The sequence below is a fragment of the Bradyrhizobium sp. CCGUVB23 genome, assembly GCF_024199885.1.
GTDB lineage: Bacteria > Pseudomonadota > Alphaproteobacteria > Rhizobiales > Xanthobacteraceae > Bradyrhizobium.
Window position 1 is genome coordinate 1,501,191 of sequence record NZ_JANADQ010000001.1, and the last position, 20,676, is coordinate 1,521,866.

16 protein-coding genes and 1 pseudogene are annotated in these 20,676 nt (G+C 64.1%); 4 read left to right on the forward strand and 13 right to left on the reverse strand.

The window, feature by feature from the left end; all coding sequences use genetic code 11:
• Positions 1 to 136: 136 nt before the first annotated feature.
• The 9 genes and pseudogenes from NLN62_RS07045 to NLN62_RS07085 form a co-directional block, all read right to left on the reverse strand.
• A pseudogene (locus NLN62_RS07045) lies at positions 137 to 1,810 on the reverse strand (arylsulfatase).
• Between the two features lie 93 nt (positions 1,811 to 1,903).
• Positions 1,904 to 3,304: a BatD family protein gene (locus tag NLN62_RS07050; protein WP_254108156.1), complete on the reverse strand. Its 1,401-nt coding sequence runs from the start codon at positions 3,302 to 3,304 to the stop codon at positions 1,904 to 1,906.
• Entirely contained in the window at positions 3,301 to 4,824 is a 1,524-nt protein-coding gene (locus tag NLN62_RS07055) for a VWA domain-containing protein (RefSeq protein ID WP_254108157.1), read from the reverse strand. Before NLN62_RS07055 ends, NLN62_RS07050 begins: the two co-directional genes overlap by 4 nt.
• Positions 4,817 to 5,815: a VWA domain-containing protein gene (locus tag NLN62_RS07060; RefSeq protein ID WP_254108158.1), complete on the reverse strand. Its 999-nt coding sequence runs from the start codon at positions 5,813 to 5,815 to the stop codon at positions 4,817 to 4,819. The genes NLN62_RS07055 and NLN62_RS07060 overlap by 8 nt, the downstream gene beginning before the upstream one ends.
• The gene (locus NLN62_RS07065; protein WP_254108159.1) at positions 5,808 to 6,299 is read right to left on the reverse strand and encodes a DUF4381 domain-containing protein; all 492 of its coding nucleotides are present in this window, start codon (positions 6,297 to 6,299) and stop codon (positions 5,808 to 5,810) included. The genes NLN62_RS07060 and NLN62_RS07065 overlap by 8 nt, the downstream gene beginning before the upstream one ends.
• Entirely contained in the window at positions 6,292 to 7,278 is a 987-nt protein-coding gene (locus NLN62_RS07070; RefSeq protein WP_254108160.1) for a DUF58 domain-containing protein, read from the reverse strand. The genes NLN62_RS07065 and NLN62_RS07070 overlap by 8 nt, the downstream gene beginning before the upstream one ends.
• A 7-nt stretch (positions 7,279 to 7,285) precedes the next feature.
• Positions 7,286 to 8,305: a MoxR family ATPase gene (locus NLN62_RS07075; protein WP_051389899.1), complete on the reverse strand. Its 1,020-nt coding sequence runs from the start codon at positions 8,303 to 8,305 to the stop codon at positions 7,286 to 7,288.
• Between the two features lie 82 nt (positions 8,306 to 8,387).
• Positions 8,388 to 10,028 (reverse strand): arylsulfatase, encoded by a 1,641-nt coding sequence (locus NLN62_RS07080; protein WP_254108161.1) that lies wholly within the window; start codon positions 10,026 to 10,028, stop codon positions 8,388 to 8,390.
• Between the two features lie 10 nt (positions 10,029 to 10,038).
• Positions 10,039 to 11,046, reverse strand: coding sequence for a formylglycine-generating enzyme family protein (locus NLN62_RS07085; RefSeq protein WP_254108162.1), 1,008 nt, complete (start codon positions 11,044 to 11,046; stop codon positions 10,039 to 10,041).
• 467 nt (positions 11,047 to 11,513) lie between these two features.
• On the opposite strand from NLN62_RS07085, the gene NLN62_RS07090 reads away from it, so the two are divergent.
• From NLN62_RS07090 to NLN62_RS07100, 3 genes are all read left to right on the forward strand, one after another.
• Positions 11,514 to 12,491 (forward strand): helix-turn-helix domain-containing protein, encoded by a 978-nt coding sequence (locus NLN62_RS07090; protein WP_254108163.1) that lies wholly within the window; start codon positions 11,514 to 11,516, stop codon positions 12,489 to 12,491.
• Between the two features lie 178 nt (positions 12,492 to 12,669).
• Complete coding sequence (locus tag NLN62_RS07095; RefSeq protein WP_254108164.1) at positions 12,670 to 13,338, forward strand: hypothetical protein; 669 nt, start codon at positions 12,670 to 12,672, stop codon at positions 13,336 to 13,338.
• An 18-nt stretch (positions 13,339 to 13,356) separates the two neighbouring features.
• Positions 13,357 to 15,501 carry an adenylate/guanylate cyclase domain-containing protein gene (locus NLN62_RS07100; protein WP_254108165.1) on the forward strand — a complete coding sequence of 715 codons (2,145 nt, stop codon included), beginning with the start codon at positions 13,357 to 13,359 and terminating at the stop codon, positions 15,499 to 15,501.
• A gap of 21 nt (positions 15,502 to 15,522) precedes the next feature.
• On the opposite strand, the gene pobA is transcribed toward NLN62_RS07100, so the two are convergent.
• On the reverse strand, positions 15,523 to 16,695 hold the full coding sequence (pobA, locus tag NLN62_RS07105) for a 4-hydroxybenzoate 3-monooxygenase (RefSeq protein ID WP_254108166.1): 1,173 nt from the start codon (positions 16,693 to 16,695) through the stop codon (positions 15,523 to 15,525).
• A 51-nt stretch (positions 16,696 to 16,746) separates the two neighbouring features.
• On the opposite strand from pobA, the gene NLN62_RS07110 reads away from it, so the two are divergent.
• Positions 16,747 to 17,649 carry a helix-turn-helix domain-containing protein gene (locus NLN62_RS07110; RefSeq protein WP_254108167.1) on the forward strand — a complete coding sequence of 301 codons (903 nt, stop codon included), beginning with the start codon at positions 16,747 to 16,749 and terminating at the stop codon, positions 17,647 to 17,649.
• Positions 17,650 to 17,682: 33 nt separating this feature from the next.
• Here the strand turns inward: NLN62_RS07110 and NLN62_RS07115 are convergent, their stop codons facing one another.
• The 3 genes from NLN62_RS07115 to pcaG form a co-directional block, all read right to left on the reverse strand.
• Complete coding sequence (locus NLN62_RS07115) at positions 17,683 to 18,222, reverse strand: hypothetical protein (RefSeq protein WP_371933105.1); 540 nt, start codon at positions 18,220 to 18,222, stop codon at positions 17,683 to 17,685.
• Positions 18,223 to 18,426: 204 nt separating this feature from the next.
• Positions 18,427 to 19,911, reverse strand: a complete 1,485-nt coding sequence (locus NLN62_RS53320; RefSeq protein ID WP_371932928.1) for an ATP-binding protein — start codon at positions 19,909 to 19,911, stop codon at positions 18,427 to 18,429.
• 136 nt (positions 19,912 to 20,047) lie between these two features.
• A complete protein-coding gene (gene pcaG / locus NLN62_RS07130; protein WP_027524914.1) occupies positions 20,048 to 20,674 on the reverse strand; it encodes a protocatechuate 3,4-dioxygenase subunit alpha in 627 nt (208 codons plus the stop codon).
• Positions 20,675 to 20,676: the final 2 nt, after the last annotated feature.

Genomic DNA, 20,676 nt, shown 5'->3' on the forward strand with positions numbered 1-20,676 from the left:
TGCGTCCGGGACGGATCGGTACAGTACCAGCACATGCGGGCGTATGATCCGACATTGTCGCACCTCTTCTTGCTCGTCCGATTGTTGCCTGCCGAACCGAACGAACATCGCACCCGTCCTTCCCGTCGCCTGCGCACTATTGTGGCTTCATGCGCTCGAGCTCGTTGAGCCGCTTCAGGGCGGCCTGTTGCCGGAGCAGGCCGTAATTGATGCCGCTCGCGTTCAGCGAGCTGCCTTCCTGGTATGGGAACTGGTCGAAGTCGGAGAAGAACTCCTTGATCTTCCCCTGCACGGGCACGATCAGCCAGATATTCCGAGCAAGGAAATCGATGCCGCCTCCGCCTTCCTCCAGGCCGCGCTCATACGGATCCATGCGCAAGTTTGCGATCAGCGACCATGAGGGCACTTCGCGGGTCGCGGTCGCGATGTTTCCCTTGGACGCTGTTGCAAAGCTCAGCTTCCAGTCGTTCCACCTGATGGCATTCAGATTGCCGCCCTGATCAAAATAGTAGATCGTGTCGCGCGGCGCGGTGGTGGTCTCCCCCTTGAAGAAGGGCAGGAAGTTGTAGCCGTCGAGATGGACCTTGAAGTTCTTTCCATTGGCGGTAAATCCCGTTTTCATCTTCTCCTTGATGTCCGAAATTCCGGCCGCGGCACACAGCGTCGGGAACCAGTCGATCAGCGAGATGACCTCGTTGTACTGCGTGCCCGGCTTCACGACGCCCGGCCACCGCACCATCATCGGGATGCGCATGCCGCCTTCCCACGTGGTGCCCTTCTCGCCGTGGAACGGAGTCATGGCGCCATCCGGCCAAAGCGCGATCTCTGCGCCATTGTCAGTCGTATAGAGAACGATCGTGTTGTCGGCGATGCCGAGATCGTCGAGCTGCTTCAAAAGCTCGCCGACCATTCCGTCGTGCTCCACCATGCCGTCGGCATGGATACCCTTGCCCGTCTTGCCGAGCGACTCCTTCTTCAGGTGCGTGAACACGTGCATCCGCGTCGAATTGAACCAGCAGAAGAATGGCCGGTCGGCCCTGGCCTGACGCCCGATGAAATCCTTAGCGGCGCCGAGAAACTCCTCGTCAACCGTCGGCATGCGCGCGGTGTTCAGGGGGCCGGTGTCCTCGATCTTCCCGTCCGCGGACGCCTTGATGACACCGCGCGGGCCGTATTGCTTCCGGAAGTTCGGATCCTTCGGATAGAAATAGCCTTCCGGCTCCTCCTCCGCGTTGAGATGGTAGAGATTGCCGAAGAATTCGTCGAAGCCATGTTTGGTCGGCAGATGCTCGTCGCGATCGCCGAGGTGGTTCTTGCCGAACTGGCCGGTGGCGTAGCCCTGCGTCTTCATGACATCGGCGATCGTCGGCATCCAGTCCTGGATGCCGTGGGGATCGCCGGGCATGCCGATCGTGAGCAGGCCAGTCCGGAACGGCTCCTGGCCGAGGATGAAGGAGGCACGGCCAGCCGTGCAGCTCTGCTGGCCGTAGGAATCGGTGAAGATGGCTCAGTCGCGCGCGATGCGGTCAATGTTGGGCGTGCGATATCCCATCATGCCCATGGTGTAGGCGCTGATCTGGGGAATGCCGATGTCGTCGCCGAAGATGACGAGGATATTGGGCTTGCGATCGCCGGCGGGCGCCTGGGCCGGCGCAGCCTTCTGGGCCTGCGCGAGCGCCTGCGATGTCAGCGCCGCCGCTGCGACGATCGACGATGTGCCGAGCAGCACGGCCCGACGATGAATTGCTGAATTGTCGCTACAGGTGGAATCGGCAACGGCATTATCCTGCTTCTTCGTCTCACTGGTCATTCGACGCTCCTTGATCTTATTCGATGATGGTTGGCGCTGTTGATACCGAATGATGATCGTCCGTTCCGTCTGAGTGCTCTCCTTGTGCTTCGCTCATCTGGCGGGCTTTTTGCTGCCATACGCAGCAACGTTCGTAGTCCCGACCGGATTCAGATGTTGGGGTAGACCCGTCGTGTCGCGGCGCCTGGCGCGCGGGCGCAGGCTGCGGCGGGCGGCGGCGACGTGGTGCAGCAATTGGCGAGGAGACCAGGAGGCCGGATCACGCCTATTTGCGAACAGCGCGCTCTCGAGCGCGCCGATCTGATGGTCCAGCACCGGATCGCCTGCGACCGCCTTGAAGGCTCCAGCCGTGTTCGAAGGCGGCGTCGCATTGAGATGCGGCAGCCATTCAAGCAGCGCGAAATACGATGCTCTTGCGTCGCGATGGCGGATCGCGCGGCGGAGCCGATTGAAGGCGAAGATCTCCGACCGGCGATAGGCCTCGTGGCGGCGGCGATGGTCGGCGGCGATGCGCCTGATCACGCGCGGCGCGACCAGGCCAAGGCCTGCAGCGATAACAGCTGCGAGCAACGCGATCAGCCAGTGATCCGCGACGAGGTCGCGGATGCCGGACCATGTCCATGCCCGCCCCGATCGATCGATGGGCATCTGGCTCATGGCCCCGGCGCTGGCGGCAACCGCGAGAGGCACAGCATCGAGGTGGATCCGTTCAACCTTGCGGTTCGCGGTGCTCCACCAGCCGATCTCGATTGCGGGCAGCGAATATTCGCCCGCCCGTTCCAGCATGTATGTCGCCGAATCGACGCGGGTCGACGTCATGACGTCGGTTCGTCCGTCAATCCTGTCCTCGAGCTTCGGCTGCGCCGGATAGAGCCGCAGTCCATCGACGGCAAGGAATTGCTGAGGAGGCAGCAGCATCGCAGGCGTACCCTCCGCCTTGATCGTCACTGTTCGGATGAGGGCGTCGCCGGCCTTGAGCTCAACCGACGAACGCTGGATCTCCTGTTCCGCGGTCAGGCTGCTCGCCGATACGAACGGCTGAAGCGCGCCCGCCGCGTCCGGGATGAACGCTTCAAACGACACGCGCGGCAGCGCGATGGTCACCTCGCGCGTGACCGGCGGCTCGGCGGCATATTTGATCTTCACGCTCTGGTCGGCGACGGCGTACGAGCCCGGCTCCTGCGGCGAGATGGCGTATTCGAAGCGCACACCGGCGTAGGACACACCGTCCCGCTGATCGCTGGTGTTGACGCTTTGCAGTTGCCGGGTCACTGCGTTGCGGACCTGGAAGCCGGGCAGTTCGGGCGGCGATGTCATGTAGTTCGGCGCCATGGTTGAGATCGCAAGCGTGGTCTGCTGTCCCACCACGACGCGCGGCGGATCGATCGTCACCTGCACGATCGGCTCGGGCGCAGCCGCCTGCTGCGCGCGGTCATCTTGCGACGGGAGCACTGCCGCGAGCAGCAGGGCGATGGAGCCAATCCAACCTCTCACCGCGACGCCCTCCCCTGTTCCGGAGCGGCCGCCTGGATCGCGAATTTCAGCTTGAGGAAATCCGCAGGCGAGGTCTGGACCTGACGCATCCAGGCTTCGGCTGCGCCGGAGGTGGTGACGTCCTCCGGCGTGACCGCGATCTTCTTGCCGCCCTTCTGCTTGGGATCGACTTTCATCTCGTCGGCCTTCTCGTCCGGCGGTGCACTGTCGTCCTGCTCCTGCTTGCGGCGTTTCGCTTCTTGCGCATCCAGCGCAGACTGGACGATGGCCCGGTTGGTCTTTGCGGCGGCATTGCCGGGCTGCTCCTTCAGCACGTCGTCATAGGCCTTGAGAGCCTTTTCATAGGCGTGGTTCTGCGCCTGCGAATTGCCGAGCGCGAATTTGCCCTCCAGCGTCTCAACGCGCGAAAATTCCTCGGCAGCGGCGAGAAAGTCGTACGCACGATAGGCCGAGATGCCGCGCCACATCGGATCGGCGAACAGATTTTTCGCGGCGGCATAGTCACCACGGTCAAACGCAAGCCGCCCCTGCTGATCCGGCGTCAGCCACAGATTGACGAAACGATGGGTCTCTTCCGCCCTCGCGGACTGCGCATGCATCACGATGATCAGGGCAAGCGCCCAGGCGACCGTCGTGCCGCGCCGGAACCAGATCACGCTGAGGAATGCGAGCGGCAGCAAGAGCCAGTAGCCTTCATCCTGCCATCGTGTGCCGAACGCATCACCTTGCGCGGCCTGGAAGCGTGTTTCGATCCGGCGCTCCAGTCGCACGACGTCCGAGCCGTCGACACTGACCTGCACGACATCCGTGCCGGCCGGCAGCGATGGTGTGTCCGCGTTCACCGCCAGCACGACGAGATTGTTCCGCCCGGCCGCTTGCCGGACCGTGGCCGCATCCACGGTCCCGAGATCATCTGCGACCAGGAGGATGGTGCCGGCGACCGGCTCGGTCGCGAGTGATTCCGCCGCCAGGGCGATCGCGCGCGCGACGTTCTTGCCATCCGCCGGCATCAATCCCGGCGCAAGCGCGGCCAGGAACGGCGCGATGACGGAACGGTCATCGGTCAGCGGCATCACCAGATGCGCGGTCCCGGCGTAAGCGATGAGCCCGGTGCGGGCGCCGGCACGCGCTGCGAGGAGATCACTGATCTTCTGCTTGGCGCGTTCGAGTCGCGACGGCGCGACGTCGGTCGCGCCCATCGAGGAATCGACGGCGAGCGCGACCATCAGCGGCGCCTTGTCCTCGACGAAGGGCGGCAGCTCGCGCCGCCAGGTCGGACCGGACAGCGCGATGATGCCGAGCATCAGGGCCGCCGCAACGAGATAGAGCGGATTGATGTGGCGCCCCTGCTGCGGCCGCACGATAAGATGCGTCAGGAGGTGCGGCGCGATCACATTTCCCCATTGTGCGCGCACATTCTGCCGCCGCAGCAGCACCGCGAACACGATGGCGAGCGGGATCAGCGCGAGCAGCCAGAGCGGACGCAAGATGTGGAAGGAGATTGCGGCAACGTCATGCATGGCTGGAGGTCCTGATCCGGCGCCATTCGCTGCCGAGGAGAAGCGCGATCCACAGGAGCAGTCCAAGCATCACCGCGCCTCCCAGCGGCCACTGAAACAACGGCAGCTTCGGCCGCCACGATTGGGTCTGAAGCTTTGCCGGCGCGAGGCGGTCGATGTCGGCATAGATCGCCTGCAACTGTGCGCCGTCCTCGGCGCGGAAGAAGTGACCACCCGTCGTGGCCGCGACAGATTGGAGAACGCTGAGGTCCACGCGGTTCTCGCCCGAGGCCGCGGGATCGCCGACGCCGATCGTGTAGAGCGTAACGTCATTCTGGCGGGCGATGTCGGCGGCGTGTTCGGGCGGCACCCGGCTCGCCGTGTCGTTGCCGTCGGTCAGGAGGACCAGCAGCTTTTGCTTCGCCGTGCTGGCCGCTAACGTCTTGATGGCAAGCCCGATGGTGTCGCCGATCGCCGTCTGCTGGCCGGCCATGCCGACCGCGCTCTGGTCGAGCAGTTGCTGCGCCGTCTGAAGGTCCTGCGTGAACGGAACCTGCACATAGGCTTTGGTGCCGAACAGAATCAGCGCGATGCGGTCGCCTTTGCGGCGCGCGATGAAATCCTTGATGACGCGCTTGACCCCGTCGAGCCGCGTGAGCGTCGTGCCGTCGGACGTCTTGAAGTCGCGCTGATCCATCGACCCGGATATGTCGATGGCAAGGATCAGATCGCGCGCGGAGACATCGCGTGTCACGGGATCGCCGACCCATTGCGGCCACGCCAGTGCCACAACAAGCAGCGTCCAGATTACCGCCGCCACGATCATCTGCACCGCGCGGCGTTCCAGCACGACAGCGCCCCGCTGCGGCGTCTGTCCGGTCGCAGCCGCCAGCCGCTCGAAGAAAGGCACCTGAACAGAGGCTTGGCGCGCCCGGTATGGCGGCAACAGCCACCACACCAGGATCGGCAGAGGCAACAAAGCGAGCAGCCAGGGCCAGGCGAATTCAAGCATGGTGCCCCCTGATCCAGCGGCGGACGAGACGGACCAGCGATTGCAGCTCGGCCCTATCAGGCGGACTTTGCTGATAAGGCCCGCTCACGAGCAGGCGGCCTACGCCGCCGGCGAATTCCTCGCCGCCATAGCTGCGATCGAGGAAGGAGAGCCAGGACGACCCGACCAGAGGCGCCACCTGCTCGCGCGGAAAGGCCGCGAGCGCGGTTCGCCGCACCAGCACGGTCAGCTTCGAGAGCAGCTCAGTCGGCCCGGTCTTGCCGGCGTGCTCGATCCGATCGAGCTCCGCGAGCGCTTCCCGTCGGTAGCGGTTGACGCGGCGCAGATGCACAAAGCGCCACACGCCCGCGACGATGGCGGCGAGCAGCAGGACAATTGCGAGCCGCGCCTCCCAGGTCTGCGGCCAGAGGCTCACCTCACGCGGCAGCGGAAAGTCGATCAGGCCGGCAACGGGATCGGCTGTCGTGGATGGAGCTTCAGCCAAGCGCCGCCTCCGTCCGATTGTAGCCGGCGCCTGCGCCGTGATGGGCCGACAAGCCGCCAAGAAGACGACGAACCTGGCCAGCGGTATCCTCTGAGGCGCTGAGCGGCAACACGGGTACCCCGAGTTCGTGCGTCCAGGAAAAGATGCCTTTCAGCCGCTCCTGCGTGGCCTGCGATACGCTCTGGCGGACGCTGTGGCGTCCAACTTCGAGCCGGATCTGCAATTCGCCATCGGTCACGGTCATGCTGGCTGAAGGCGGCAAGTCGCTTTGCAGGGGGTCATGGACCAGCGCGGCGATCACGTCGTTGTGCCGGGCCATGGCGGCGACCATCTCGCGCGTGGCATCGTCCGCGCCGTCGAAATCGCTGATGATGACCACGGCGGCATCATGTGGTGCCCGGCGCCTCGCATGATCGAGCGCAGTGTTGAGCATGGCCGGAGCGGAGACCAGGCCGCGCCCGACGCCGAGCGCCTCGTTGTACGTGACGATGGCAGCCAGGATCTGAAGCACGGTCGCCCGGCTGCGCCGTGCCCTTACCTCGACGAGATCACGATCGCCGAACACGACGGCGCCGACGCGATCACCGACGCCGAGCACCCGCCATGCCCCGATCGCCGCGGCCTCTGCCGCCGTCACCGATTTCATGGCGCGCCGGCTGCCGAAGAACATCGACAAGCGCTGGTCGACCACGAGAATGGTCTGCCGGTCACGCTCCTCGTTGAAGACGCGGATATGCGGCTTGCGCAGCCGCGCCGTCACCTTCCAGTCAATCGAGCGGACGTCGTCGCCGGCGCGATAATCCCTGATCTCTTCGAAGTTCAGGCCGCGACCGCGCATGCGCGAGGCGAAGCGGCCCGAGAGCAGGCTGTGCACCGGCTGGCGCGGCAGGAACGAGATCTTGCGTCCGCGATATTCGAGCGCGATCAGATCGTCGAGACCGACATAGACACCTGGCGTTTTTGCTGATGTCCCGGTCATCCTGGCCTCAGGCTGCTGCGACCAATTCAGTGATCTTGTCGATCACCTGGTCGGGCGTAACGCCCTGCGACACCGCCTCATAGCTGAGGATGATCCGGTGCCGCAGGCAGTCATGGATCACGGCGCGGACATGATCGGGTGTCACGAAGTCGTATTCGTCGAGCCAGGCCCGGGTGCGGGCGCAGCGGTCGAGCGCGAGGCTGCCGCGCGGGCTGGCGCCGACCTGCATCCATTTGCTCAGGGGCTCGCCGTAGCGGCCGGGAAAGCGCGTCGCGTAGATCACGTCGACCATGTATTTCTGCGCGAGATCGGAGACGAAGATGCCGTCGATCTCGCCGCGCGCATCCAGGATCGCCTGTTGCGGGATCGGCGGCGGCTCGGCTGCGTGGTCTTTCGGCTTCTGGGCGTTTTCGGCCCGATTGAGCGCGATGATTTCGCCTTCGATCGCCTCGTCGGGATAGGTGATGACGACGTGCATCAGGAAGCGGTCGAGCTGCGCCTCGGGAAGCGGGTAAGTACCCTCCTGCTCGATCGGGTTCTCGGTCGCGAGCACCATGAACAGATCGGGCATCTTGTAGGTCTTGCCGGCGACGGTGACCTGGCGCTCCTCCATGGCTTCTAGCAGCGCGGACTGCACCTTGGCCGGCGCGCGGTTGATCTCGTCGGCGAGCACGAGGTTGGCGAAGATCGGCCCCTTCTGGAACTGAAACTGGCCACCCCTGTCGGTCTGGACGTAGATCTCCGCACCCGTCACATCCGACGGCAACAGGTCCGGCGTAAATTGCACGCGCGAGAGATCGGCCGCGAGATTCTTTGCAAGAGTTTTGACCGCGCGGGTCTTGGCGAGGCCGGGGAGGCTCTCGATCAGCATGTTGCCATTGGCGAGCAGGCCGATCAGCATGCTCTCGACCAGGTGATCCTGGCCCAGCACCGCCTTTGCGATGCGCGACTTGAGCTCGAGCACGGAATCACGGGCCGCCGATTTCGTCGTGCTTCCCGGCTCTGTCACGGTTTGCGGCCGGTTCATCCTAAGATCAGGCATGGCTGTCCGCCGATGAGAATGGTCTCCGGCCGTCCGGATCGGCGACCGGAGCGCTTGTGCTCGCTGGCTATTTCGGTGCCGTCTTGTCGAGGCTCTTCATCAGCGCATCGATCATCTGATCGATGCTGAAGCTCGCCGACCGCTGGCTTGGCGGATACTCCTTGAAGGTCTGAAGGAACGGCGCCACGCGCCAGACACCATACTGGATCAGATAGGCGTTCTTCGCGAACCAGTCATAATATTGATCCGACACAATGTCGGCGCGCTCGAAAGGATCCATCCGCAGGTTGAACACCTTCGGTGCGCGCAAACAGGTGAACGGGTTGGCCCAGACCACGAAACCGCCGGGCTCACGCTGCTCGCAGAACACGATCTTCCAGTCGTTATAGCGATAAGCGACCATGTTGCCGTCATCGTTGAAATAGTAGAATTCGCTGCGTGCCGACTTCGGCTGCTGGCCGGTCAGGTAGGGCAGCTGATTGTAGCCGTCGAGATGGACCTTGAAGGTCTTGCCGCCGAGATCGGTACCCTTCAGGAGCCGATCCTTGATGTCGGCATCACCGGCCGCGGCGAGCAGCGTCGGGAACCAGTCGAGACCGGAAACCATCTCGTTGGAGACATCGCCGGCCTTGATGCGGCCGGGCCACCGGATCATGGCGGGAACGCGGAACGCACCTTCCCAGTTCGTGTCCTTCTCGCTGCGGAACGGCGTCGTCGCGGCGTCCGGCCAAGACCATTGATTGGGACCATTGTCGGTCGTGTAGACGACGATGGTGTTGTTGGCGATGCCGAGATCGTCCAGCGCCTTGAGCAGCTTGCCGACGTCGCCGTCGTGCTCGATCATGCCATCTGCGTATTCATTGCCCGGCATGCCGCTCTGGCCCTGCATCGATGCGCGCACATGGGTGAACGCGTGCATGCGCGTCGTGTTCATCCAGGTGAAGAATGGCTTGTTGGCCCGCGCTTGCCGCTGCATGAAATCGATCGCCGCCGCCGTCGTCTCGTCGTCGACCGTTTCCATGCGCTTGCGGTTGAGCGGCCCGGTATCCTCGATCTTGCCATCGGCGGACGCCTTGAGCACGCCACGCGGCGAGTTGCTCTTGGTGAAGGTGGTATCGTTCTTGGGATAGTAGGGACGCTCCGGCTCCTCCTCCGCATTCAAGTGATAGAGGTTGCCAAAAAACTCGTCGAATCCGTGCTTCGTCGGCAGGAATTCGTCCCGGTCGCCAAGATGGTTCTTGCCGAATTGCCCCGTTGCATAGCCAAGTGGCTTGAGCGCTTGGGCGATTGTGACGTCGCGGTCCTGCAGGCCGACGGCCGCGCCGGGAATACCGACCTTGCACAGGCCGGTGCGCAGACAAACCTGACCCGTGATGAACGTCGAGCGGCCGGCCGTGCAGCTGTTCTCCGCATAGTAGTCGGTGAAAATCATGCCTTCATTGGCGATGCGGTCGATGTTCGGCGTCTTGTACCCGACCAGCCCGCGGGTGTAGGCGCTGATGTTGGACTGGCCGACGTCGTCGCCGAAGATGACGAGGATGTTGGGTTTTGCCGTAGTCGGCTGCTGTGCGTTTGCAGGCGACTTGACGAAGGGAGACACACTTGTCGCGACCAGAGCCGCTGTAAGCAGGCCGCGAAGCAGCGGTCTCCGGCTTCTGACAGCCGAGTTTGCCGCAGCCTTGCCCTTGTCTTTGACTTCGTCATCCATTCGGCACTCGTTACTTTCCAGAAGGCGGCGGCGAGGGCGCAGAAGCCGGCATCCGCACCACGCACCTGAATCCGACATGGCACGTCGACGTGTCGACCGGTTCCGCATGACGCGCAGCGGGGCGATAGCGGCGGCAATAGTTCGGTGCGCAAAGATGCGATCCGCCTTTCAGGACCTTACGGGGAATGCGGATGCTTGGTTGACATGGATCAAAGCTCGCCTCCTCGCGGCCGCCGCGCGGATTGAGCGGGATGCAGCAGGGCTTCGCCGCGTCGGCCTGATGCCTCGGCGACCACCAGTCCGAGGTCCACTCCCAGACATTGCCGATCATGTCGTAGAGGCCGTAACCGTTCGGGGGAAAGGCCATGACCGGCGAGGTACGCTCGAACCCATCCTCGCCGAGGTTTTGGACAGGGAAACTTCCCTGCCAGATATTGGCCATGTGCCTGCCGCCCGGCGTCAGCGTGTTGCCCCAGGCGAATTCCTCGCCGTCGAGCCCGCCGCGCGCGGCGAACTCCCATTCCGCTTCGGTCGGCAGGTCCTTGCCGGCCCAGCGCGCATAGGCGAGCGCATCGCTATAGGAGACGTGGACGACCGGATGATCGTCGAGCCCCCTGAGGTTGCTTTTCGGTCCGTAGGGATGCCGCCAATTGGCGCCGCGCATGAACGTCCACCACTGGCTCCAATCCTTCAGATCCGTGATGCGCGGGAGCGGCGAGAAGACCAGCGATCCGGCATAGAGCATCTCGCGCACCGCGCCGGGATAATCCTTCGCGTCGGGAACGATCTGGGCTTCGGTGACATGGCCGGTCGCGTTGACGAACTCCTTGAACTGCCGGTTGGTCACTGGCGTGCGATCGATCCAGAAGCCGTCGACCGAGGCGCGGTGGCTCGGCGCTTCCTCGGGATAGTGGTGATCGGATCCCATCAGGAAGGTGCCGCCGGAGACGAACACCATCTCGCCGGTCCGCGTGTCGTCCGGTCGCCACACGCAGTGATCCATGTCCACCCGCAACATGGTCAGACTCCACATCGTTCCCGCTGCCTCAGGGTAGTGGTATTCGGCGATTTCGACGGCTGCGGTTGGCGCGTCTCAGGCGGCACATTGGTCGGGTTCCCATGTCTGCCGGAGGTTTGAGAAAGCCGATGGCCCCTCCCCTCCTTTTCTCTGCGCACGCAGCCGGCCTTGCGGCGCGCGATCCGCCTTCAGCGGATGATCGCGACGAATATCCTTGAGGTTGCAAAGGCTAACCCAACTTTCGCGCGCTGTGATGTGCAGATCGTGCCAGCACGCGTCGCGTGCAGGCGCCGCGCATTAGCGCGTGAGGCGAGATTTTCCAATAGGCTCCGCGCAACCCCAAGTTCCTTTATGTGGAATTCAAGGAAGATTTTCCTCAACTTCGGACGTCGGCTCGTCGCGCCGCCGTGATGGCAGGGGACTGAACTTGCCGCAGAATCAACACGCTTCGGCATCACGCTCACGGAATGGGGACGCATCTACTGGTTGATTCGCGAAGGCTCGACGGTTTCGAAGGGCTGCATCAGGCTGTCCACGGGACCCATGTCGACGTGATGCAGCTCGGGCGCGGCAGGCTCCGCGGCACCTTGTCTCATGTGGGCATCGGCGACTTTTCGCTCAGCATCGGCTCCTTCAACGTCGGCATGCGGACGCAGCGGATCTCAAGCGACGACAAGCTGATCGTCGGCATGCTGCTGACGGCCGAAGACCGGGTCAATCACTGGTCGTTCGATATGCGGCCGACCGACGTTCTGGTCATGCCGCCGCTGGTCGAGCATGACGGCATCTTCCACGGCGCCTCCGCCTATGCGGCGATGCGGTTCGACCTCGATGAGGTCGCCTCGATCTTCGGCGGTGAACCGCGACTTGCCGATCCCGAAAGCTGGCGCCACAAGAACCACTTTCGCGCCGATCTCGACGTCGGTCACGTCGCCGCGTCCCGGCTGAGCCGGATCGTGCTCCAGCTCGGAACGCATGACGGCGCCCTGTCCGACTCGTCCGCCGAGTTCTGGAAGCGAGCGATCGCCGAATGCATGGGAATGACGGTCCTGTCCTCATTGCCGCCGGATGGAAACGCGCGTCTGCCGTCGGCGCGACGGATCATCCGCAAGGTCGAGGATTATCTGGATGAAGCGGGCATCCGTCCGGTCCATATCTCGGAGATTTGCGTCGCGCTCGGCGTGCCGCGTCGCTCGCTGCACCGCGCCTTCAATGAAGTGTTCGGCGTCGGACCGGTGACTTTCCTGCGCCACAAGCGCCTGTGCACCATCCACTCGATCCTCCGCGAAAGCATTCCCGGCTCGACGACGGTGGCAACCGTCGCAATGCAGCAGGGCTTCTACGAGCTCGGACGGTTCTCGCATTACTACCGCGCGATGTTCGGCGAGTATCCGTCGCAGACGCTGGGCGTGCCGGTCGCCGAACTCGTCGATCGGCCGCTTTGACGGCGGCCTCCAAACGGGCTTCCCGGCCGACCGTGCGGCGTCACGCCCTGCGTGCTTCGCATTGAACCTATCCCGGATAAAGTGCACCAATAACCAGAGTGATTCTGGTCACATTTCCTGCGGCTGCCCCCTTGCTACGCGGGGACGCCAGGATCTTTTGAATTGGATGAGAAAGCCCATGAGACGCCTGATCGGTGCCACGGCCGGCGTGTTTTGCCTTGCGGCGCCCGCGTGGGCCGAAACTCCGGCCGCGATCGTCGAGGACGTGCAGGGCAAGGTCGACGGCGTCGAGTTCATGGACTACGTGGCGCCCGGCAAGGTCATCAAGCTCGGCCCAAAGGGCACGCTGGTGCTCGGCTATCTCAAATCATGCTGGCGCGAGACAATCACCGGCGGGGTCGTCCTCGTCGGCGCCGAGCAAAGCTCGGTGCAGCTCGGTGACGTCCAGCGCGTCAAGGTGCCCTGCGACGCCAACGCCGCGCAGCTCTCCGAGCGCGAGGCCAACCAGAGCGCAGCAACCACCTTCCGCACCGTGCGCTCGGACACGAAGGGCGCGCCGGCAAAGCTGCCCACGATCTACGGCGTATCGCCGCTGGTCCAGGCCAAGAGCGGCAGCACGCTGGTCATCGAGCGCACGGACGGCAAGGAGCCGACGATCACCGTACCGCTGAAGAGCGATAGTCTGGTCGCCGGCAAGTTCTACGACTTCGCAAAGGCCGGCAAGACGCTGACCCCCGGCGGCACCTACCTCGCGACCCTCGGCGCGCGGCGCTACACCTTCCAGGTCGACGCTCAAGCGACTTCGTCCGCGGCGCCGATCGTCGGCCGGCTGCTGCGGCTCGAATAGGCGGCACGCGACGGGGCGATGCGGGGGATCGGCAGGCGGGACATCGTAGCGGCGATCGTGATCGCGCTGCTCGCAGGCGCCGTCTTCACGTCACCGCCCCTCAACACGCTGCAAGGGCTTTCGCTCGATATCTTGACCGCCCTGCGCGCGAGGCTTTCTCAAGATCGTCGCGATGCCGCCGCCTCACCTGTCGTCGTCATCGCGATCGACGACGAAACCCTTGACACCCCCCCGTTCAGGGGGTCGCCGACGCTGACCTGGACGCGCGAGATCGGACGTGTGATTGGCGCCGTGGTCGACGGCGGTGCTAAGGTGATCGGCTTCGACGTGATCTTTCACAGTTCGATCGAACAGTCGGAGATTCCCTTTGGCGATGCGCCGCTCGGCGATCGCATGAAGGGCTTTGACCGCGATTTCCTGATCTCTTTACGGAAAGCATCCGATGCCGGGAAGCTCGTGCTCGGCGCGGTCGTGAGCAACGAGCGTCCGGACTTTCCCTTCCGCGCGCAGCAGTTGGCGGTAAAGGGCAATGTCCGCGCGCTCAACGTCAACACCGACCCCGACGACGTCATCCGGCGAATGCCGCTGAGCTTTTCGATCGATGGCAAGCAGGTTCCCGCGATGGCTGTCGAGCTGGCCTCGCGCGCGCTCGGCGCAGGGCCCGAGCTTACTCCGGACGGCAGCACGGCGCTCGCCGGCTATGCGATACCGAGCGCCGTGCCGAACTCGCTGACGCTCAATTTTCGCGGCGTCGGCCGCGATGTTCCGAAGTTTTCCTTCGCGGATTTGCGCGCCTGCGTCGAGAAAGGCGACGGTGAGTTCTTCCGCCGCGCCTTCGATGGCAAGGTCGTCATTTTCGGCAGCGTGCTCAACGTCGACGATCGCAAGCTGACCTCGCTGCGTCTTGCCGGTGGATATGACGGAACGCCCGCCCCGCGCTGTGCGCTGCCCGCCCCTTCACGGGCGGCGCCCATGGCACGCCGCGACATCGCCGGCGTCTTCGTGCACGCGACCGTGGTGCGCAACCTGATGGAGCGCGATGCGGTGAACGAGCTCGGCTTTCCCATGCGGGCAGTTCTCACGATCGCCATCGCGGCGATCATCGCATTCGCTTCCTGCCTGCTTGCGCCGGGCCGCGCAGTGCTCGCTTATCTTACAATCATGGCCGTCTACACCGCCTGCGCCGTGAGCCTGTTCGCCCGCGGGCATGCCTTGCCGTTGACCGAGCCGGCACTTGCAGGGCTTGCTGCCAGCGCCATGATGATCGGTTACCGTTTCGTCATCGCCGACCGCGACGAACGCTTCCTGCGCAGGAGTTTTGCGCTCTACCTCGCCCCACAGGTGATCGAGAGCATGGTGGCTTCCGGCAAGATGCCCGCGCTCGGCGGCGAGATGCGTAACGTCACCGTGTTCTTCTCGGACCTCGCCGGCTTCTCCGCGATCGCCGAGAAGATGGCACCTGGTGAGCTAGTCGCGCTGATGAATGAGTATCTCTCCGCCATGACCGACGTCATCGAATGCCATGGCGGGTACGTCGACAAATATATCGGCGATTCCATCGTGGCCGTGTTCGGCGCCCCGGTCGCCGATCCCGATCACGCCCGCAATGCCGTCCGTGCCGCGCTTGCCTGCACTGCGCGGCTGGACGAGCTCAATCGCAGCCACGCCGCCTTCGAGAGCCTTGCGCACCGCATCGGCCTCAACACCGGTGAGGCCGTGGTCGGCAATATCGGCTCGCGCCGGCGCTTCAACTATACGGTCATGAGCGATACCGTGAACGTCGCCTCGCGCCTCGAGGGCGCCAACAAGTACTTTGCGACCTCGATCATGGCCTCCGAAATGACGGTCGCGCAAACCGCCGACAGTTTTGCCTGGCGCGAGCTCGATGCCGTCCGTGTCAAGGGCCGCGACGAGGCGATAAAGGTCTATGAGCCGCTTGCCGCGCGAGGCGCGGAGACGGCGGAGCAAGCGAAAGCGGCGATGGGCTATGCCGAGGGGCTTGCGTATTGGCGGGCGCGCGAATTCGCGAAGGCCGCAACTTGCTTCGACCACCTCGCTGCGACCGATGCGCCATCAGCCTTGTTTGCAAAGCGCGCCAAGGAACTCGCCACCAATCCGCCAGCCGCGGATTGGACGCCGGTGAATACGCTGGAAGGCAAGTAGCGCCAAGCAAGCCGGCGCGCCCTAGAACGGCAATCCAACGTAATTCTCGGCGAGCAGCCGCTGCGCCGTCTCGGACGAGAGCAAATATTCCAGCTCGGTCTGCTGCAGCCTGTCCTCGTAGTCGATCCGGTCGGGGAAACGATGCAGCAGCATCGTCATCCACCAGGAGAAACGCTGTGCCTTCCAGATTCGCGCGAGCGCCTTGGCTGAATAGCCCTCGAGCCCGGAATCGTCGCCCTTCTGATAATGGGCGAGCATCGCGTGATAGAGATAGTAGATGTCGGAGGCTGCGCTGTTGAGCCCGCGCGCGCCGGTCGGCGGCACGATGTGGGCGGCATCGCCCGCGAGGAACAGCCGGCCATAGCTCATCGGCTCGGCGACGAAGCTGCGCAGGGGTGCGATGCTTTTCTCGATCGATGGACCCGTGATCAGGTGCGCCGCGACCTCGCCCGGCAAACGGCGCTTCAGCTCGCCCCAGAACGCCTCGTCGGGCCAGTCCTCCACCTTGTCAGTCAACGGCACCTGGATGTAGTAGCGGCTGAGCACCTGCGAACGCAGCGAGCAAAGCGCAAAGCCGCGCTCGTGCTTCACATAGATCAGTTCCGGCGAGACCGGCTTGGTACGCGACAGGACGCCGAGCCAGCCGAACGGATAGACCTTCTCGTATTCGCGCAATACGTCCGTCGGGATCGACTTGCGGCTGACGCCGTGGAAGCCGTCGGCGCCGACGATGTAGTCGCAGTCGACGCGGATGGTCTCCCCGTTCGCACGATAGGTCACGAACGGCTTGTCCGACTTCAGATCGTGCGGCGTGACGTCCTCGGCATTGTGCACCACCTTGCCGCCGAGACGGTCGCGCGCCTCGTAGAGATCGCGCGTCAGCTCGGTCTGGCCGTAGACCAGCACCGAATTGCCACCGGAATGCTTGTGGAGGTCGATATGCGAGAGCACGCCGTCATGGGCGATCTCGAACCCCTTGTGGATCTCGCCTTCACGGTCCATCCGCTCGCCGCACTGCGCCTCGCGCATCAGCTTGGCAAAGCCATGCTCCAGCACGCCGGCGCGGATGCGCGCTAGCACATGGTCGCGGCTGTATTTCTCCAGCACGACCGTGTCGATACCCTTCAGGTGCAGGAGCTGGGACAACAGCAGTCCCGACGGGCCGCCGCCGATGATACAGACCTGAACTTTCATTTTCCCGTTCTCCCGTGCACGAGTTTTTCGCAGATTTCGCGCGGCAAACCGATGGAGGGATCGGCCTTTATCTTGTACAATTCGAACATGCCCCCTGCCCCCTCGACATCGGCCATCAAGGTCTACAATTTGTTCGGCGAATCCGGCGATCTGCCCGACGTCGTGCACTGCGAGACCATCGCCTCCCGCTCGGTGCTGCATGATTGGACGCTGGCCGTGCACCGCCACGCGCGGCTGCACCAGGTGCTGCTGATCGAGCGCGGCGGCGGCGAGGCGACGCTCGACGGGCGCATCGTGCCGCTGAAGCCGATGCAGATCGTCAACGTGCCGGTCGGCCACGTCCACGGCTTCCGCTTCGTGCCTGATACCCAGGGCTGGGTGCTGACGATCGCCGCCGAAATTCTCGACGAGGCGCTGCTCGCCTCGGAAGGGCTGCGCGCGGCGCTGTCGCAATCGGCCGTGGTGCGCGGCACGCCGCAGATCCGCACCACCATGAAGCAGATCTTTGCCGAGCACGCAGCCCGAAACTTCGGCCGCGCGCATGTGCTGCGCGCGCTGTCGGCGGCGGTGATCGGCCTCGTGGCACGCGAACTCGCCGGCACGAGCGGCGGCGGCGGCTCAGCGGATTCCGACCTGTTCCGCCGCTTCGAGGCGCTGCTCGAAGCGCACCATCTCGAACGCTGGAGCGTTGCTGACTATGCCGGGGCACTGTCGGTGACGCCGACCCATCTCAACCGGATCACGCGCACCGCCACGGGAGATACCGCTTCGCATCTGATCCTCAACCGGCTGATCCGAGAGGCGCGGCGCAACCTCGTCTACACCAACCTGCCGGTGTCAACGATCGCCTATGCGCTCGGCTTCGAGGATCCTGCCTATTTCAGCCGGGTCTACGCCGCGGCGACCGGCCGTTCGCCGCGCGCTTTTCGCGCGCAGCTCCATAGCGATGAATGATGATTTCTACGCGGGAGAACGACCTACTTGCCGTTACGTCGCGTGCGGGTTGACGACGGTATAGCCTCGCAGCGACCGCGCGTGAATTCGCGTTGACCGACCACCTGAATTGGCATCATACGCCATCCACATGTCGCCCTGCAGGTGTTGCTCCAAGACGAAGACGTGTCCGCGTCGGGCCGCAACCATTCCCGGTGCGGGCGATGTCCGTGGGAAGCGCAGCCAGTTGGCCGCAAGGTTCAATTCCGGGACGATCCGGCCGAAGACGTGCAGAGCCGCCCCGCAACCGCAGAAACTCCGCGGACACCCGGACGGGCGACCGCTGACGATCTGGGTGCCGGAAACATTCACCTGTGTCACGGCGGCTTGAGCGTCATCGACCGCTCCTCGCATCACGAGGTGCGTTCGTCGCGTGTCCCGCGAAACTTTCTCGCGACGAACTTGAGAGAACGAGAAGTCGCACGGCATCGTCACATTGCATTCCGGTGTCGTGTTGGTGCGGGAAGGACGTGCTTCCGCAGCGATCGAACTGGTCACGACAAGGAAAGATGCAATAAGAACAGATTTAAACAACATGCAGGACTCCATATTGAACAGTCCTGCCCCGGCACTTAAGGGCCAATACCAGTTTGGCGAAATTTGGCCTAAACAAAGGCCGATCGCGGTCTTCGGAGCGTTCGAAGACGTTGAAGCGAACAGCGTGCGAGCCGCACGCGGTGCCGGGGTCGCGACCGCGATCATGGAGTGACGGATGGGGGCCGGATCAACCGGCCCTGTTCATTTCGCCACGAACTCCGGCGGGGCTTCGCGCGGCACGATGATGCGGAATGTCGTCCCGCCGCCGGGCTCGGTCTCCAGCTTGATCCGGCCGCCCAGACGGCTCGTCACGATGTTGTGGACGATGTGCAGTCCGAGGCCGGTGCTGCCCTGGTCGCGCCTTGTCGTGAAGAACGGATCGAACGCCTGGCGCCTGACATCGGCGGTCATGCCGCAGCCGTCGTCAGAAAACAGCACTTCGACCTTGTCCTTGCCGAGCGCCTGCGCCGCGATATGAACCGATCCGCGCACGCCGTCCGGAAAGGCGTGCACCGCCGAGTTGATCACGAGGTTGGTGAGCACCTGGCCATAAGGCCCGGCATAGCTGTTCATCGCGAGATTGGGTTCGCATTCGACCCTGACCAGGAGATTTTCGCTGCGTAGCCCGGAGCGCAGTCCCTTGACGACCTGCTCGGTGACCTCGCCAAGATCGAAGCGCCTGCGATCCGACACATTGCGATCGGCCGCGACCTGTTTGAACGACTGGATCAGATCGACGGCGTGATTGAGGTTGATGATGATCTGCGATGCCGCCTCGCGGCTTGCCGCGATGAATTCGTTGAGGGTTGAGCGACGCAGATCGCCGCGTGCGACGTCGGCTTCAAAACGGTTGGCCTTGTTGGCGAAGGCGGAGGCGACCGTCAGGCTGGTGCCGACGGGCGTATTGATCTCGTGCGCGACTCCCGCCACGAGCCGTCCCAAAGCGGCGAGCTTCTCCGTTTGTAGGAGGCCGTCCTGGGCGGCACGCAGTTCGTCCAGCGATTGCGACAATTGCCGCGTGCGCTCCTGCACCTCGGTGAAAAGCCGCGCGTTCTCGATCGCGATGACCGCTTGTCCCGCGAAGGTCTTCAACAGCTCGACCTGCGCCTTGGGGAATAGTTGCGGCACGAGCCGCATGACGGCGATGGCGCCAATTGCGACCTCGTCTCGAAGCATCGGTATCACGAGGATGCTGCGGTAGCCCGACGTCCGCTGCAATTCGCTATATCCGCCGGAGACGAGCACGTCCGGCTCGTGCACGACGCGCCGCTCGCGAACGGCAACCGAGATGAGGTTTCCGCTAGTGATCGGCGCCGGATAGGCTGTCTGCACCGCCGCGATCGATTCCGGCGAGAACTGGTCGTAGGCGACAAGGTGAACGCGCTCGCCGTCGCTGCGATAGACGGCGCTGAGAACGCTCTGGCAGAGCCGTGCCGCATTCCTGACGATCCGGTCGAACACGCGCGGAAGATCAGTCGGCGCGTCCGAGATGAGGCTCAGGACCTCGGCCGTCGCGGCCTGCCGCTCTCTCGCTTCCTGGAGCTCGAGAGCAAGCTGCGTTGCTCCAGGTTTTGTCCGCCCGGAAACGAAAGCGCGAGGCGTCTTCGGCGCGCTGCGTCGCTTTTTCGTCTTCGCCGTGCGGCTGCCCGATTTGCTCGGCCCGCCTGCCCGAGAGTGCTTTCCCATGGCCCTCCTCCGGCCCCAGAATAAGCCATCGTATCGGCTCGGGCGAATAACGGGAACGGGTGATCAGCCGCGGAGCCTCAGCAAAAAGCCGGCCTCACCATCCGATGCGGCCGGCCTTCGTAGGATTCGAGGGCTATCAGACGTCGAAGAACACAGTCTCCTCGGGTCCCTGCAGATTGATCGTGAAGGAGTACACGACCTTGCCGGCGCGCTCGCTGCGCTTGGCGATCAGGGTCGACCGCCGCACCGGCTGCTCGATCAGATTGAGAACGGGATCGGCGGCGTTGGCGGCCTCTTCATCCGAGAAATAGAGCCGCGTGTTCAGCCCGATATTGATGCCGCGGGCGACGATCCAGACGTTGACGTGCGGGGCACATTTGCGCCCCGCTTTATCGGTGATCGCGCCCGGCTTGATCGTCTCGAAGGTGATCAGCCCGCTGTCGAAATCCGAACCCGCGCGACCCCAGCCGCGAAAGTCCTCGTCCAGTGCGCCAGCCGAGCGGTCGGCCGGATGGTTGTAGCGGCCGGCCGCATTGGCCTGCCAGATCTCCAGCAGCACGTCGCGCAGCGGCGTGCCCGTGCCATCGAGCACGCGGCCCTCCAGCGTAATCCGCTCGCCCTTGGTGTCCGGCGTAACGAGCACGTTGGAGAAGTTCTTCTCAAAAATGTCGAAGCCGGCCATGCCCGGAATCAGTCCGATATGGACGTAGGGCCCGGCAGTCTGGGAGGCGGTTTCCTTGAGATAGTTGAGCGGCTGCGCCATGA